The sequence below is a fragment of the Pseudomonas sp. LFS074 genome, from assembly GCF_047978165.1.
Taxonomy (GTDB): domain Bacteria; phylum Pseudomonadota; class Gammaproteobacteria; order Pseudomonadales; family Pseudomonadaceae; genus Aquipseudomonas; species Aquipseudomonas putida_P.
On record NZ_JBFPFV010000003.1, the window covers coordinates 643,060 to 659,453 of the forward strand.

Here is a 16,394-nt window from a genome sequence, read left to right on the forward strand (position 1 = left end):
GAGTCCCCCGCGATGACGCCAATCGACGCCAAGCGCCCGCTGCAGCTCAATGATCAGGGCCAGCTGCGCCACTTCCTCTCGCTCGACGGTTTGCCCCGCGAACTGCTCACCGAGATTCTCGACACCGCCGACTCCTTCCTGGAAGTCGGTGCCCGGGCCGTGAAAAAAGTCCCGCTGCTGCGCGGCAAGACCGTATGCAATGTGTTCTTCGAGAACTCGACCCGTACCCGTACCACCTTCGAATTGGCGGCCCAGCGCCTGTCGGCCGACGTGATCAGCCTGAACGTGTCGACCTCCTCGACCAGCAAGGGCGAAACGCTGTTCGACACCCTGCGCAACCTCGAGGCCATGGCGGCCGACATGTTCGTCGTGCGCCACTCCGACTCGGGCGCCGCGCACTTCATCGCCGAACATGTGTGCCCGGACGTTGCCGTGATCAACGGCGGTGACGGCCGCCACGCGCACCCGACCCAGGGCATGCTCGACATGCTCACCATCCGCCGCCACAAGGGCAGCTTCGAAAACCTGTCGGTGGCCATCGTCGGAGACATCCTGCATTCGCGCGTGGCCCGCTCCGACATGCTCGCGCTCAAAGCGCTGGGTTGCCCGGACATTCGCGTGATCGGCCCGAAAACCCTGATCCCGATCGGTATCGAGCAGTACGGCGTAAAGGTCTACACCGACCTCGCCGAAGGCCTGAAAGACGTCGACGTGGTGATCATGCTGCGTCTGCAGCGTGAGCGCATGGCCGGTGGCCTGCTACCCAGCGAAGGCGAGTTCTACCGCCTGTTCGGCCTGACCACCGCACGCCTGGCCGGGGCCAAGCCCGACGCCATCGTCATGCACCCAGGCCCGATCAACCGTGGTGTCGAAATCGAGTCTGCAGTGGCCGACGGCAAGCACTCGGTGATCCTCAACCAGGTCACCTACGGCATCGCCGTGCGCATGGCCGTGTTGTCCATGGCCATGAGCGGGCAGAACGCGCAACGTCAATTCGACCAGGAGAACGCCCAGTGACCATCAGTATTCTCGGCGCCCGGGTCATCGACCCCAACAGCGGCCTGGACCAAGTCACCGACCTGCACCTGGAGGGCGGCCGCATTGCCGCCATCGGCGCCGCCCCGGCCGGTTTCAGCGCCAGCCGCACGATCCAGGCCGATGGCCTGGTCGCCGCGCCCGGCCTGGTCGACCTTGGCGTTTCCCTGCGCGAGCCGGGTTACAGCCGCAAAGGCAACATCGCCAGTGAAACCCGCGCGGCCGTGGCCGGCGGCGTTACCAGCCTGTGCTGCCCGCCGCAGACCAAGCCGGTGCTGGACACCTCGGCGGTGGCCGAGCTGATCCTAGACCGTGCCCGCGAAGCGGCCAACAGCAAGGTCTACCCGATCGGCGCCCTAACCAAAGGCCTGGAGGGCGAGCAACTGGCCGAGCTGGTGGCCCTGCGTGACACCGGCTGCGTGGCATTCGGCAACGGCCTGAAGGAAATCCCCAACAACCGTACCCTGGCTCGTGCCCTGGAGTACGCGGCCACCTTCGATCTGACGGTGGTGTTCCACTCCCAGGACCGCGACCTGGCACAGGGCGGCCTGGCCCACGAAGGTGCCATGGCCAGCTTCCTTGGCCTGCCGGGCATCCCGGAAAGTGCCGAAACCGTGGCCCTGGCGCGCAACCTGTTGCTGGTGGAGCAGAGTGGTGTGCGTGCGCACTTCAGCCAGATCACCAGCGCCCGTGGCGCGCGGCTGATCGCCCAAGCCCAAGCCCTGGGCCTGCCGGTGACCGCCGATGTGGCGCTGTACCAGCTGATCCTCACCGACGAGTCGCTGCGCGAATTCTCCAGCCTGTACCACGTGCAGCCGCCGCTGCGGACCGCAGCCGACCGTGACGGCCTGCGCGAGGCAGTGAAGTCGGGGGTGATTCAGGCGATTTCCAGCCACCACCAGCCGCATGAGCGCGACGCCAAGCTGGCCCCGTTCGGCGCCACCGAGCCGGGTATCAGCAGCGTCGAGTTGCTGCTGCCGCTGGCCATGACCTTGGTGCAGGATGGCCTGCTCGACCTGCCAACCTTGCTCGCCCGCCTGAGCAGCGGCCCCGCTGCCGCCTTGCGCTTGCCAGCCGGCGAGCTGAAAGTGGGTGGGGCGGCCGACCTGGTGCTGTTCGACCCGCAAGCCTCCACCGTTGCCGGCGAGCAGTGGTTCTCGCGCGGCGAGAACTGCCCGTTCATCGGCCACTGCCTGCCGGGTGCGGTGCGCTATACCTTGGTCGATGGGCACGTCTGCCACGAGGCCTGACAAAGCGCGAACTTGCTTTGTGTAGGAGCGGCCTTGTGTCGCGAACGGGCCGCGCAGCGGCCCCAGGGTCTCTGCATCACGCATGAATCGCTGGGGCCGCTTTGCGGCCCTTTCGCGACACAAGGCCGCTCCTACATCGACCGTGCCCGGTTCGAAGACCGGACCAACCATTCATCCCCCACGGTTGAAATCCTTCCCCCCACCCCCATATGAGTCTGCATCAGGCACTTTCGCCCCGCTGCGTGGAGACTCTCCCCTTGACCACCATCGTTTCTGTCCGCCGTAACGGCAAAGTCGTCATGGGCGGCGACGGCCAGGTATCCCTCGGCAATACCGTGATGAAAGGCAACGCCAAAAAGGTGCGCCGCCTGTACCACGGCCAGGTCATTGCGGGCTTCGCCGGTGCTACCGCCGACGCCTTCACCCTGTTCGAACGCTTTGAAGGCCAGCTGGAAAAACACCAGGGCCACCTGGTCCGCGCCGCCGTCGAGCTGGCCAAGGAATGGCGTACAGACCGCTCCCTGAGCCGCCTGGAAGCCATGCTGGCCGTGGCTAACAAGGACGCCTCCCTGATCATCACCGGCAACGGTGACGTGGTCGAGCCCGAAGATGGCCTGATCGCCATGGGTTCCGGCGGCGCCTATGCCCAGGCCGCCGCCCGCGCCCTGCTGAACAAGACTGACCTCTCGGCACGCGAAATCGCCGAAACCGCCCTGAACATCGCCGGCGACATCTGCGTGTTCACCAACCATAACCTGACCATCGAGGAGCAGGACCTGGCCGACTGATTCAGCTGTTCTGGCGCCCCTTCCCGGTGAAGGGGTTTTTCCACGCTGACTCATCTGCCCAAGGACCCTATTGATCATGTCCATGACCCCCCGCGAGATCGTCCACGAACTCAACCGCCACATCATCGGCCAGGACGACGCCAAGCGCGCCGTGGCCATTGCCCTGCGCAACCGCTGGCGGCGCATGCAGCTCCCTGCCGAACTGCGTGCCGAAGTCACCCCGAAGAACATCCTGATGATCGGCCCTACCGGCGTCGGCAAGACCGAAATCGCCCGCCGCCTGGCCAAGTTGGCCAACGCGCCGTTCCTCAAGGTCGAAGCCACCAAGTTCACCGAGGTGGGCTATGTAGGCCGCGACGTCGAGTCGATCATCCGTGACCTGGCCGATGCCGCGCTGAAAATGCTGCGCGAGCAAGAAATCATCCGCGTGCGCCACCGCGCCGAAGATGCCGCCGAAGACCGCATTCTCGATGCCCTGCTGCCACAAGCGCGCGTCACCAGCTTCAGCGAGGAAGCCGCACAGACCAGCAGCGACTCCAACACGCGCCAACTGTTCCGCAAGCGCCTGCGCGAAGGCCAGTTGGACGACAAGGAAATCGAGATCGAAGTGGCCGATGCCGTAGGCGTGGAAATTGCTGCACCGCCCGGCATGGAAGAAATGACCAACCAGTTGCAGAGCCTGTTCGCCAACATGGGCAAGGGCAAGCGCAAAGCGCGCAAGCTGAAGGTGAAAGAAGCGCTTAAGATGGTTCGCGATGAAGAAGCGAGCCGCCTGGTCAATGAGGAAGAACTCAAGGCCAAGGCCCTGGAAGCAGTCGAGCAGCACGGTATCGTGTTCATCGACGAAATCGACAAAGTGGCCAAGCGTGGCAACGTTGGCGGTGCCGACGTGTCCCGTGAAGGCGTACAGCGCGACCTGCTGCCGCTGATCGAAGGCTGCACCGTCAACACCAAGCTGGGCATGGTCAAGACCGACCACATCCTGTTCATTGCCTCGGGCGCGTTCCACCTGAGCAAACCGAGCGACCTGGTGCCTGAACTGCAAGGCCGCCTGCCAATTCGTGTGGAGCTGAAGGCGCTGACCCCAGAAGACTTCGAGCGCATCCTGCAAGAACCGCACGCGTCGCTGACCGAGCAGTACCAGGCATTGCTCAAGACCGAAGGCCTGAACATCGCGTTCCAGGCTGACGGCATCAAGCGCCTGGCCGAGATTGCCTACCAGGTCAACGAGAAGACCGAGAACATCGGTGCCCGTCGCCTGCACACCCTGCTCGAGCGTTTGCTCGAAGAGGTGTCGTTCAGCGCGGGCGACCTGGCCAGCACCCACGACGAAGCGCCGATCCAGATCGACGCGGCGTACGTGAACAGCCACCTGGGTGAGCTGGCGCAGAACGAAGACCTGTCGCGTTACATCCTGTAATACCGCAGGGGGCCGCTTTGCGGCCCCCTTGCACATTCCCCCAAATCTCCTGAAGCTGTGCTTCATCAGCTCCCGAGAGATTCTGCCCATGGCCCGCCTGCCCACTGCCATCAACCTGCACAAAGCCTCGAAAACCCTAAGCCTCACCTACGCCCCCGGCGAGGTCTACCAACTGCCCGCCGAATTCCTGCGCGTGCACTCCCCCTCCGCCGAAGTCCAAGGCCACGGCAACCCCATTCTGCAGTTCGGCAAGATCAACGTCGGCCTCGTCGGCCTCGAACCCGCCGGCCAATATGCACTGAAACTGACCTTCGACGACGGCCACGACAGCGGTCTGTTCACCTGGGAATACCTCGAGCAGCTGTGCCTGCGCCAGGAACAGCTGTGGGCGGAATACCTCGACGAGCTGCACAAGGCCGGCAAATCCCGCGACCCGGCCGAGTCGGTGGTCAAACTGATGCTCTAGCGCAAGGCCTGCGGGGTTTAGAGCGCATTTTCTAAATTCATCTGTTTGAATGGCTTGCAGACAGCCCAGTGAGGGGCTGTCTTGCGCATTACATGAAAGTCGGGTAACCAATGGGTGTGGCAAGTTCCCTGCATCACTTTGCAGGTCGTCAGAACCCCCGCAGCACCGCTGTTCCTTATCACTGGTCACCCGAGTAGCAGTACCGGGCTCAGCGCTGTGCACCCGCCACGGCAACCGGTACTCGTCTCAGGACAACGGAGCGTCGTAGATGAGTAACAAGAACAACGATGAGCTGCAGCGGCAGGCCTCGGAAAACACCCTGGGGCTGAACCCGGTCATCGGCATTCGCCGCAAGGACCTGTTGAGCTCGGCACGCACTGTGCTGCGCCAGGCCGTGCGCCAACCGCTGCACAGCGCCAAGCATGTGGCCCACTTTGGCCTGGAACTGAAGAACGTGTTGCTGGGCACGTCCAACCTGGCCCCGGAAGGCGACGACCGTCGCTTCAATGACCCGGCCTGGAGCAACAACCCACTGTACCGCCGCTACCTGCAAACCTACCTGGCCTGGCGCAATGAACTACAGGACTGGATCGGCAGCAGCGACCTGTCACCCCAGGACATCAGCCGCGGCCAGTTCGTCATCAACCTGATGACCGAGGCCATGGCGCCGACCAATACCCTGTCCAACCCGGCCGCGGTCAAACGTTTCTTCGAAACAGGCGGCAAGAGCCTGCTCGATGGCCTGTCAAACCTGGCCAAGGACATGGTCAACAATGGCGGCATGCCCAGCCAGGTGAACATGGATGCCTTCGAAGTGGGCAAGAACCTGGGTACCAGCGAAGGCGCGGTGGTGTACCGCAACGATGTGCTGGAACTGATCCAGTACAGCCCCATCACCGAGCAGGTACACGCTCGCCCGCTGCTGGTGGTACCGCCGCAGATCAACAAGTTCTACGTGTTCGACCTGAGCCCGGAAAAGAGCCTGGCACGCTTCTGCCTGCGCTCGCAGCAGCAGACCTTCATCATCAGCTGGCGCAACCCGACCAAGGCCCAGCGCGAATGGGGCCTGTCCACCTACATCGATGCGCTCAAAGAAGCAGTCGACGCGGTGCTGGCGATTACCGGCAGCAAGGACCTGAACATGCTCGGTGCCTGCTCTGGCGGCATCACCTGCACCGCACTGGTGGGCCACTATGCCGCCATTGGCGAAAACAAGGTCAACGCCCTGACCCTGCTGGTCAGCGTGCTCGACACCACCATGGACAACCAGGTTGCATTGTTCGTCGACGAGCAGACCCTGGAGGCCGCCAAGCGCCACTCCTACCAGGCAGGCGTGCTGGAAGGCAGCGAAATGGCCAAGGTGTTCGCCTGGATGCGCCCCAATGACTTGATCTGGAACTACTGGGTCAACAACTACCTGCTCGGCAATGAACCGCCGGTGTTCGACATCCTGTTCTGGAACAACGACACCACGCGCCTGCCGGCCGCCTTCCACGGCGACCTGATCGAAATGTTCAAGAGCAACCCGCTGACGCGCCCCGAAGCCCTGGAAGTGTGCGGCACCGCAATCGACCTGAAGCAGGTCAAATGCGACATCTACAGCCTTGCCGGCACCAACGACCACATCACCCCCTGGCAGTCGTGCTACCGCTCGGCACACCTGTTTGGCGGCAAGATCGAGTTCGTGCTGTCCAACAGCGGGCATATCCAGAGCATCCTCAACCCGCCGGGCAACCCCAAGGCACGCTTCATGACCGGTGCCGACCGCCCAGGCGACCCAGTGGCCTGGCAGGAAAACGCCACCAAGCATGCCGACTCCTGGTGGTTGCACTGGCAAAGTTGGCTGGGCGAGCGTGCCGGCGCGCTGAAAAAGGCGCCCACCCGCCTGGGCAACCGTGCCTACGCTGCCGGCGAGGCCTCCCCAGGCACGTACGTTCACGAACGTTGAGTAGCAGCGCCGTGGCCACCTGCGGGGCGCCACGGTGTTTACTTCACCCAAGAGTCACGCGCATGCCGCAACCCTACATTTTCAGGACCGTCGAGCTGGACGACCAGTCCATCCGCACCGCCGTCCGCCCGGGCAAGCCGCACCTGACGCCGTTGCTGATCTTCAACGGCATCGGCGCCAACCTGGAGCTGGTGTTTCCGTTCATCGAAGCATTGGACCCGGACCTGGAAGTCATCGCTTTCGACGTGCCCGGTGTCGGTGGCTCGTCCACCCCACGCCACCCGTATCGCTTCCCTGGGCTGGCCAAGCTGACGGCACGGATGCTCGACTACCTCGACTACGGCCAGGTCAACGTCATCGGCGTGTCCTGGGGCGGCGCCCTGGCCCAGCAGTTCGCGCACGACTACCCCGAGCGCTGCAAGAAGCTGGTGCTGGCCGCCACCGCTGCTGGCGCGGTCATGGTGCCAGGCAAGCCCAAGGTGCTGTGGATGATGGCCAGCCCCCGCCGCTACGTGCAGCCGTCGCATGTCATACGCATTGCGCCGATGATCTATGGCGGCGGCTTCCGGCGCGACCCGGACCTGGCCATGCACCATGCCGCCAAGGTGCGCTCTGGCGGCAAGCTGGGTTACTACTGGCAGCTGTTCGCCGGGCTTGGCTGGACCAGCATCCACTGGCTGCACAAGATCCAGCAGCCCACCCTGGTATTGGCCGGCGACGACGACCCGCTGATCCCGCTGATCAACATGCGCCTGCTGGCCTGGCGGATTCCCAATGCCCAGCTACACATTATCGACGACGGCCATTTGTTCCTGATCACCCGGGCCGAGGCCGTCGCCCCCATCATCATGAAGTTTCTGCAGCAAGAACGTCAGCGCGCAGTCATGCACCCTCGCCCGGCTTCGGGCGTGTAGGCGCGGGCTTGCCCGCGAGGCGGCGCCATGGCCAGAACGAGGGAGTGTTGCCATGAAAGACAAACCGGGCAAAGGATCGACAACGCTCCCCGCCACCCGCATGAACGTGCAGAACGCCATCCTCGGCCTGCGCGGCCGCGACCTGCTGTCCACATTACGCAACGTCGGCCGCCACGGCCTGCGCCACCCGCTGCATACCGCGCACCATCTACTGGCGCTTGGCGGGCAACTGGGGCGGGTGATGCTGGGGGACACGCCCTACCAGCCAAACCCACGTGACGCGCGCTTCAGTGACCCGACCTGGAGCCAGAACCCGTTCTACCGCCGTGGCCTGCAGGCCTATCTGGCCTGGCAGAAACAGACGCGCCAGTGGATCGATGAAAGCCACTTGAACGACGATGATCGAGCACGCGCCCATTTCCTGTTCAACCTGATCAACGATGCGCTGGCCCCCAGCAACTCACTGCTCAACCCGCTGGCAATCAAGGAGCTGCTCAACACCGGCGGTCAGAGCCTGGTGCGTGGCGTAGCCCACCTGCTCGAAGACTTGCGCCACAACGATGGCCTGCCGCGCCAGGTGGACGAGCGTGCGTTCGAGGTGGGCGGCAATCTCGCCGCGACGCCTGGCGCCGTGGTTTTTCGCAATGAGCTTTTGGAGCTGATCCAGTACAAGCCGCTGAGCGAGACGCAGCACGCCCGCCCTCTGTTGGTGGTGCCGCCACAGATCAACAAGTTCTACATCTTCGACCTCAGCTCGACCAACAGCTTCGTCCAGTACATGCTCAAGAACGGCTTGCAGGTGTTCATGGTCAGCTGGCGCAACCCCGACCCACGCCACCGCGAATGGGGCCTTTCCAGTTACGTGCAGGCCCTGGAAGAAGCACTGAATGCCTGCCGCAGCATCAGCGGCAACCGTGACCCCAACCTGATGGGCGCCTGTGCCGGTGGCCTGACCATGGCTGCGCTGCAGGGCCACCTGCAAGCCAAGAATCAGTTGCGTCGCGTGCGCAGCGCCACCTACCTGGTCAGCTTGCTGGACAGCAAGTTCGAGAGCCCAGCCAGCCTGTTCGCCGATGAGCAGACCATCGAAGCCGCCAAACGCCGCTCCTATCAGCGCGGCGTGCTGGACGGTGGCGAGGTGGCACGGATCTTTGCCTGGATGCGGCCCAACGACTTGATCTGGAACTACTGGGTCAACAACTACCTGCTCGGCAAGACACCGCCGGCTTTCGATATCCTGTACTGGAACGCCGACAGCACGCGCCTGCCCGCCGCGCTGCATGGCGACCTGCTGGAGTTCTTCAAGCTCAACCCCTTGACCTACCCGGCCGGGCTGGAAGTGTGCGGCACGCCCATCGACCTGCAGCAGGTCAACCTGGACAGCTTTACCGTGGCCGGCAGCAACGACCACATCACCCCATGGGACGCGGTGTACCGCTCGGCCTTGCTGCTGGGTGGCGAGCGGCGCTTCGTGCTGGCCAACAGCGGGCATATCCAGAGCATCATCAACCCGCCCGGCAACCCCAAGGCTTACTACCTGGCCAACCCCAGGCTGAGCAGCGACCCCCGCGCCTGGTTCCACGACGCCAAACGCAGCGAAGGCAGCTGGTGGCCGTTGTGGCTGGAGTGGATCACTGCACGCTCCGGCCCGCTCAAGGCGCCGCGCAGCGAGCTGGGCAATACCACTTACCCACCGCTAGGCCCCGCGCCAGGCACCTATGTGCTGACCCGATGAGCATGCTGACTGGATGAAAACCCGCGACCGTATCCTGGAATGCGCCCTGCAGCTGTTCAACCAGCAGGGCGAACCCAACGTCTCCACCCTGGAAATTGCCAACGAAATGGGCATCAGCCCAGGCAACCTGTATTACCACTTCCATGGCAAGGAACCCTTGGTATTGGGCCTTTTCGAGCGTTTCGAGGAAGCGCTGATGCCCTTGCTCGACCCTCCCCTGGATGTGCGCCTGGATGCCGAGGACTATTGGCTGTTCCTGCACTTGATCGTCGAGCGCATGTCACAGTACCGCTTCCTGTTCCAGGACCTGTCCAACCTGACCGGGCGCCTGCCCAAGCTGGCCCGTGGCATGCGCGGCCTGATCAATGCGCTCAAACGCACACTCGCGGCGCTGTTGGCCAGCCTCAAGGGCCAGGGGCTGGTAGAGAGTGAGACCCAGGCGCTGGGGCAGCTGGTGGAGCAGATCACATTGACGCTGATGTTTTCGCTGGATTACCAGCGGGTGCTGGGGCGCGAGGGGGATGTGGGGATCGTGGTGTACCAGGTGATGATGCTGGTGGCGCCGCATCTGCAGGCGCAGGCACGGGCGGCGGCAGAGCAATTGGCGGTGCGCTATCTGGAAGGATAAACCTGCTGTTTCGGCGCAGAGGCCTTCGCGGGCATGCCCGCCCCCACAGGGCCTGCGCTGACCTGCTGATCGGCACTGTACCTGTGGGAGCGGGCAAGCCCGCGAAGAAGGCGACGCGGTATCAGATCAGGGTACCGGTGCCAGTCGGAGCCGACGGCGTGCTGCTTGCCGGGGCGGCGGCAGGTGCCGGTGCTGCGGTCGCGGCCGGTGCGGCGCTGGCCGCTGGAGCTGCAGGCTTCGCGGCTGCCGGTTTGGCCGGTGCCTTCTTCACTGCGGGTTTCTTCGCTGCCGCTGGTTTGGCTGCTGCCGGTTTCGCCGCAGGCTTGGCTGCCACGGGTATGGCTGCTGGCTTGGCCGCAGGTTTGGCCGCCGCAGTTTTAGCTGCAGGTTTTGCCGCCGCAGGCTTGGCCGCTGCGGCCTTGGCCAATGGCTTGGTTGCTGCCTTGCTCGCAGCCGGTTTGGCCGCGGCAGTGCGCGACGATATCGGCGTAACCGAAGCACCGGTCAGTTTCTCGATCTGCTTGGTCAGGCTATCCACCTGCTGATGCAGGGCCTTGATCTCGTTGCGGCTCGGCACGCCCAGGCGTGAGATGGCGCTGTTCAGACGCTTGTCGAAAGCCTCTTCGAGCTCGCTCCACTTGCCCAGCGCACGGTCCTTCACACCAGACACACGCGAAGTGGTCGATGATTTGGCGGATTCGGCTACTTCTTCAGCCGTCTTCTTCGCCTGCTTCTCGGCCTTCTCGCCATCTTTCACCAGCGTGTCGAACAGCTTCGGGCCGTCCTGGTCGATCTTCGAATAGATACCCAGCCCCGCCAGCCAGATCTTGCGGGAGTATTTCTCGATCCCGCCGACCCAGGAGCTGCCTTCTTTTTCGGTGTTCTTCTTGCCAGCCATCCTGCTCTCCTTATGGTTTGTGCGCGACGCGTTCAAGCAGTTCGTGCAGCTGTTCAAGCTTGATCGACAACGCCTCAACGTCATGTTTAGACGGAATGCCGAGGCGATTCAAGGCGCGCCCTACCCGTGCGTCGAAAGCTTTTTCGATCTTGTCGAGTTGAATCTCTACCTTGCCGCGTACGCGACTGACTTCTTCAGCGGCTTCATCGATCTGGTTGTTGGCAGCATCGAGCTCTTTGTCGATACGTTTCTTGCCACGCTTCTCGACGCCTTCGCCGGCCTTGACCAGCTCCTGGAAATAATCGGAGCCTTCCTGGCCCACGCGCGCATAAGCGCCGATGCCAGCCAGCCAGATCTTGCGCGCGTAGCCGCGCACTTCGCCCAGCGTACCCAGGGCGTCGTCCTTTTTCTTCACAGTCACTTTGGCCATGCTCTGTACCTCATGCTCATGAGTGGAGGAGGAACCGCCCATGGAGGCTGGGCTTGAGCATAAGGTAGAGGCTGTAATTAGAATCTTCACCCTAAGATCGCCACGCTGACTTATCTACCGCCACTGCTTCAGGTTGGCGTTTCAGCATTCGGCTCCCTTTGACCGGAGCCACAAACCATGCCCCAATCACTGCCCCTGGCATACCTATCATTCAAGCAACAGGTAGCGCAGCAGTTCGCCAACCGCCCCAGCCTGCGCGAAGTCGTAGCCAGCGCAGGTTACGACGCACTCGTGGCACGCTACCCATGGACCCGCGAAAACCACCCAGAGCTGCGCTCCATAGCGGGCTTCAGCATCCTGCATAGCCTGGATGAAGAGCTACCTGCACAGCAAAGCAACTTGGTGGACACACTGCTCGAACATTTTCTCAGCGGCCAGCCCATGGCGCTCGAGCCCACGGATCAGCTCAGCCTGAACCCACCAACCGTCTTTCGCCCCCAGCATGTCGCGCCGGCCATCGATATTCGCATGGCCGACCTGAACACTGACTACGACGATGTGCTGGCAACCCTTTGCGAGACATTTCAGCAGGCACAGATCAGTTACTGGAACGGCCGCGACGGTGACTCGGACGTAACCCGCCTTCAGTGGATGAAACAGGTACTCAAGGCCGCACTGCTCGCCACGCTTGAGCACCAAGGCCTGGACAGTGATCAGAAGGCCTTGCTGTACACCCTGCTCGCTCGATCCCATACAACGGTAGACGTACAGGCTTTGCAGGTTTCGCTCGGCAACCCAGGCAACGTGGCCCATGAGGTGTTGCCGGACCTGCTCATCACGGGCAAAAAAGATGCACGCGATCTGGTTCTGTGGTGCAGCCCCTCCGGTACCGTGCGCGGTTTCAACGGGCTCAGCGCGTTCGCCGCCGCCCTGCGCGACGAGCTTTCCGAGCACCATGCGTTCGATACGATGACCTGGGCCTGCGCGGCATTGACCGAAGACCCGTTCGCCTATCAGGCCCGGCAATTGCTCAACGGCCTGCTGCAAAAGATTGACCGGGTGCAGCTTGGCACTATCGAACATGTTGTTGATCTGGAGCGCGTATTCAGCAAGCTGAGCGACCCCTCATCGATATTCCCGGCGAGCTTTCGTATCGAACGGTCGGCACCCTCGATCACGCTGCCTGACTGGCTTGAAAAAGCCACGGCAACTGACCGCTTCCAATACCACATGGCACTGCTGGAGCTAACGGCAGGGCACATGCTGGCACGCGGTGAAACCTCCCTGGACGGGATCGAAGACTTGCAGCACTACACGGCTCGCCGCCTGCGCGAGCAAATGCGTCATGACCACCCGAACCAGCCGCTTTGCGACCCTGACCAGGTGCGGATCACGATTTCACAAGTCGTGCAGGTGTCCTCCGTGGGGCCCGCAAAGCTTGAGTACCTGAAAACCATCAGCCTGACCGAGCTGGCCATCTCACGTTTGCCATTGGGTAGCGACCAGGTGGCTTCGGCGGTTCAACTGGCCGGGCAACAGCCGCCCGGCAGTTGGATGGACCTTGATTATGTCGATGCACTGATCACTGCCGTGGATGTCGGAGGCCAGTACCCGAAGTATGTCCACGACCAGTTGCAGACGGGTTCTGAGAACGACGAACGTCGCCAGCGCTTTGCTGAAGAATGGCGTGTTGCGCTACTGCTTAGCGCGCTACAGGCCAAGATCACGGGGCAGTTGAACGAGCGCACCTGGCAGGCCGTTGCGGATTTTTGCCGCCGTGAAGCCCATGCCAGTACATCGCTGAAGATGGGGCCACTGTCATTGTGCAGCGTGCCGGGTGGCCCAAAGACCAACCTGGTGCATGGCATGTTCGTCATCGAAGTACCCGCAACTGGGGCCTGGATACTCTACCGGCCCTTGTTTGCCAGGCAGGCCATCAGGCAGTTCGACAGCCGCAGCCAATTGATGACGAGCATTCGGACCGAACACACCCTGCAGCAAGAAGTCCTTGACTGGCTGGATGACGATGCCCGCCCCATTTATGCCAATGATGGTTTCACCCACCCACACTTGCATGCTGGTCTCGCTGAACTGGCCCACCTGTTGGGACCTGGCCCTGGGCTGGCCGCTGATGCCCTCGAGCGCTTGCGAGCACCTGCCACATTGGCTTTCACGCCATGGTCAGGCGATGTGGACAGTTCGATGTACCAGGCCAGGGCGAGCGTTCTCCTGCTACTGGCCTCACGGCAGAGCCTCTCCAATGCCCAGCAACGCTGGGCTTTGGTCGTGCGGCTCGCATGGCTGGCGTTCAACACGGTCACGCCACTGCTGCGTGGGCCGGCAGGTCTGCTGGCCTGGTTGGTAGAAGCCCTGCTCGCCATCAAGGATGACCTGACAGCCTTGACCCAGGGTAGCGACGAAGAAAAGTTGCTCGCCGGTGCCGACATCCTGCTGAACCTGGCCATGCTGCTGGCCCACGGGCCCGGTACTGCCGAGCACGAAGCTGAACTGCCGCTTCAGCCCGAACCGCGCCGTGCTCGCAGCGCAATTGCACAGCAGCCGTCCGAACAGGAAACCTGGCAAGCTCCTGCCGAGCAGTCCCGGCCCGCACCAATCCACATCAGCCAATGGGGCCACGACCAACGGCTCGGCAACCTGCCCCGCGAAGCCCGTGCGGCGCTCGCCACCTTACGCGCCAAGATCAGCCTTAACGAGCAGACTGCGCTGGCCAGCGGCCGTCTGCGGGGCCTGTACAAGGTTGAGGACCGCTACTACGTGAAATTGCAGGATGTCGCCTACGAGGTCGAAGAAAGTTGGAGCGGCGTACGCATCATCGGACCGCAGGTCAGTCACAGCGAATGGTCGCAGTCATGGGGTGCAGCCCCTGACGGCTACTACATTGTCGGCCGCGAACGCAGCCGCGGCCCTTGGCTGACGCGCTGGAACGGAGAATGGATGCTCGACCTGCACCTGTCGGGCGGTATGCCGAGAACAGCCAAGGCACTGATCGACGAAAAAAAACAAGCGCTGAAGAAAATGCAGGAAGACCGAGCGGCGAATGACAAAAAGCTCACCAACACAGAAATATTCCTCGACGGCTATCTGCAACGGGTAAAGCCATATGACGAGGCATACCTGGCATTTCAGCGATCCCTCGATGCCTACCCCGACACAGCCCTCGACGACCTGCCGGAGGAGCTGCAAGCAAGGCGGCGGGCACTGCGCACGCTGCGCAACGAGTCACGTGCGAACTTTGATGTGCTCGCCCTCACCTACGAAAAACAGGCCGAGCTGATAAGGAATCAAGCGCAGCTCTTCGCCAGCATGAGTGACCCCAAATACGCCAGATTCGACCCCAACGCAGTGGCCTCCTTCGCCCGTGGGCAATGGTGGGAACAGTTGCTTACCGCCGACTTGCATCAGTTCCACCGACTGCTCGATATGAATGACTATGCCGCACTTAAAGACCAGTCACGTCGGCTCTTGCAGTTACCCTTCGGCCAGGAGCAGGCACAGCTGTACCTGGACTACAGCAAGAAGGTCGAAGCAGCACTGGCCACCCATAGACGCCTCTTCAACGTCAGCCAACGCCTTGACCACAACCTCAGCGAGGCACTGACAGATGGGCAGATCCAGTTCTCTGGCAAACGCAAGAAGCTCGATGTCATCATCAACAACCGGCGATATTCCACACTGATGGTCCGAGCTCAGATCCTGAGCGACCTGTATCAGTTGGTCGTGAGCAGAGATCAGCTAACTGCGGAGGACTTCGAAAGTGTCCTGCTCTCGCATAAAACCCTGCGTAACAAGCCACTGCACGAAGCGCTGCTTAGCCACGACAGCCTGGCTGCAGCCCAGCTGGCCCCAGAAGAACAGAAAGAGCCACTGGAAAGCGCGTTAGGCGAATACAAACTGTCACTGGGCAATGCCGAGTATTTGCTTTCACGCAACATTCCGGCGGTGAACAGCAGCAAACTCAACGAATACATCGCAGAGCTGAATGCACTGATAACCCTGACTGAGCGTGACTTGGCCGCCACTTCTGCCGCGGCCGATCTGCAGGAAACAGCGCTCGAACAGCCGCTGACCCACAAAGTGCGATCTGTGAAACGCAAGGTTATCCGCACCAGCCGGGGCAAATCAGTGGTGGTCGAAGAAACCAAGGACGGCGACGAAGCCGTGCAGGTCGACCCGTTGACCGAAAAAACGGTTGCGCGCTATCAGCAACAAGGTGATCACTGGGAAGCGGTGCCGCAAGCTGCGTCAGCACCCGACTACACGCGCTTGCGCCGCACCGGCGCCGACCTGCTGGCTCAGAAAGATACCAGGATCGCCCACGCCTCCCGCCACCTGGACGGGCCAAACAGCCTGGCGGACCAGCTTGATTTCTACATTCAGGACATGGCAGACATCGCCGACGCGTTGCGCGCCGGCCCGGACCAAGGGCATGCACTGGCCACCAGGCTGGACCTGGCAGTTACCGAAGTGCGGGCAGAAAAAAAGCGCCTCTTGACCACCGCCTACCTGGGCACTCAGCACCCGGACAGCAAGGCCCTGCATTTCCTCCTGGAGGCAAACGAAATCGAGGTCAAGCTCACCAGGGCCCGCAAAAGGCTCAAGGCCAATGACTTTCTGGATGTCTATGACGTTTATCGCCTGGAACCCAGGCAGAAGCTCTGGGAAGCGCATTTCCACTACACCAGCGCAAATGCCAACCCACGGCGCTTTGCCAAAGGCCATTTGAAGTTCCCGAACACCATGAGCCGCGACGAGCGTTTGCAACGCGCACAGGCCCCGGCAGAGCGATACGAAATCTACCGGGGTGATCTGCGCCTCGAGCAGGTCGAGGACATCATCCCGTTCCCCGATAGCTGAAGGCCGC

At 62.5% G+C, this 16,394-nt stretch carries 12 protein-coding genes; 10 read left to right on the forward strand and 2 right to left on the reverse strand.

Annotated elements, in window-relative coordinates; genetic code table 11:
• Positions 1 to 12: 12 nt before the first annotated feature.
• From ACNQP3_RS26950 to ACNQP3_RS26990, 9 genes are all read left to right on the forward strand, one after another.
• Complete coding sequence (locus tag ACNQP3_RS26950; RefSeq protein WP_008099987.1) at positions 13 to 1,017, forward strand: aspartate carbamoyltransferase catalytic subunit; 1,005 nt, start codon at positions 13 to 15, stop codon at positions 1,015 to 1,017.
• Positions 1,014 to 2,285 carry a dihydroorotase gene (locus ACNQP3_RS26955; RefSeq protein ID WP_012274557.1) on the forward strand — a complete coding sequence of 424 codons (1,272 nt, stop codon included), beginning with the start codon at positions 1,014 to 1,016 and terminating at the stop codon, positions 2,283 to 2,285. The genes ACNQP3_RS26950 and ACNQP3_RS26955 overlap by 4 nt, the downstream gene beginning before the upstream one ends.
• A gap of 257 nt (positions 2,286 to 2,542) precedes the next feature.
• Positions 2,543 to 3,073 carry an ATP-dependent protease subunit HslV gene (gene hslV / locus ACNQP3_RS26960; protein WP_003249309.1) on the forward strand — a complete coding sequence of 177 codons (531 nt, stop codon included), beginning with the start codon at positions 2,543 to 2,545 and terminating at the stop codon, positions 3,071 to 3,073.
• 76 nt (positions 3,074 to 3,149) lie between these two features.
• Positions 3,150 to 4,493, forward strand: a complete 1,344-nt coding sequence (gene hslU, locus ACNQP3_RS26965; RefSeq protein ID WP_012274558.1) for an ATP-dependent protease ATPase subunit HslU — start codon at positions 3,150 to 3,152, stop codon at positions 4,491 to 4,493.
• An 88-nt stretch (positions 4,494 to 4,581) separates the two neighbouring features.
• A complete protein-coding gene (locus ACNQP3_RS26970) occupies positions 4,582 to 4,959 on the forward strand; it encodes a gamma-butyrobetaine hydroxylase-like domain-containing protein (RefSeq protein WP_012274559.1) in 378 nt (125 codons plus the stop codon).
• Positions 4,960 to 5,227: 268 nt separating this feature from the next.
• A complete protein-coding gene (phaC, locus tag ACNQP3_RS26975) occupies positions 5,228 to 6,907 on the forward strand; it encodes a class II poly(R)-hydroxyalkanoic acid synthase (RefSeq protein ID WP_264316622.1) in 1,680 nt (559 codons plus the stop codon).
• A gap of 62 nt (positions 6,908 to 6,969) precedes the next feature.
• Positions 6,970 to 7,821: a poly(3-hydroxyalkanoate) depolymerase gene (phaZ, locus tag ACNQP3_RS26980; RefSeq protein ID WP_012274561.1), complete on the forward strand. Its 852-nt coding sequence runs from the start codon at positions 6,970 to 6,972 to the stop codon at positions 7,819 to 7,821.
• 52 nt (positions 7,822 to 7,873) lie between these two features.
• Entirely contained in the window at positions 7,874 to 9,556 is a 1,683-nt protein-coding gene (phaC, locus tag ACNQP3_RS26985; RefSeq protein WP_060494472.1) for a class II poly(R)-hydroxyalkanoic acid synthase, read from the forward strand.
• A gap of 13 nt (positions 9,557 to 9,569) precedes the next feature.
• On the forward strand, positions 9,570 to 10,184 hold the full coding sequence (locus tag ACNQP3_RS26990) for a TetR/AcrR family transcriptional regulator (RefSeq protein WP_012274563.1): 615 nt from the start codon (positions 9,570 to 9,572) through the stop codon (positions 10,182 to 10,184).
• Between the two features lie 121 nt (positions 10,185 to 10,305).
• Here the strand turns inward: ACNQP3_RS26990 and ACNQP3_RS26995 are convergent, their stop codons facing one another.
• Positions 10,306 to 11,082, reverse strand: a complete 777-nt coding sequence (locus ACNQP3_RS26995; RefSeq protein WP_264316623.1) for a phasin family protein — start codon at positions 11,080 to 11,082, stop codon at positions 10,306 to 10,308.
• 10 nt (positions 11,083 to 11,092) lie between these two features.
• Positions 11,093 to 11,512 carry a phasin family protein gene (locus ACNQP3_RS27000; protein WP_012274565.1) on the reverse strand — a complete coding sequence of 140 codons (420 nt, stop codon included), beginning with the start codon at positions 11,510 to 11,512 and terminating at the stop codon, positions 11,093 to 11,095.
• A 177-nt stretch (positions 11,513 to 11,689) separates the two neighbouring features.
• On the opposite strand from ACNQP3_RS27000, the gene ACNQP3_RS27005 reads away from it, so the two are divergent.
• The gene (locus ACNQP3_RS27005; protein ID WP_264316624.1) at positions 11,690 to 16,387 is read left to right on the forward strand and encodes a DUF6543 domain-containing protein; all 4,698 of its coding nucleotides are present in this window, start codon (positions 11,690 to 11,692) and stop codon (positions 16,385 to 16,387) included.
• Positions 16,388 to 16,394: the final 7 nt, after the last annotated feature.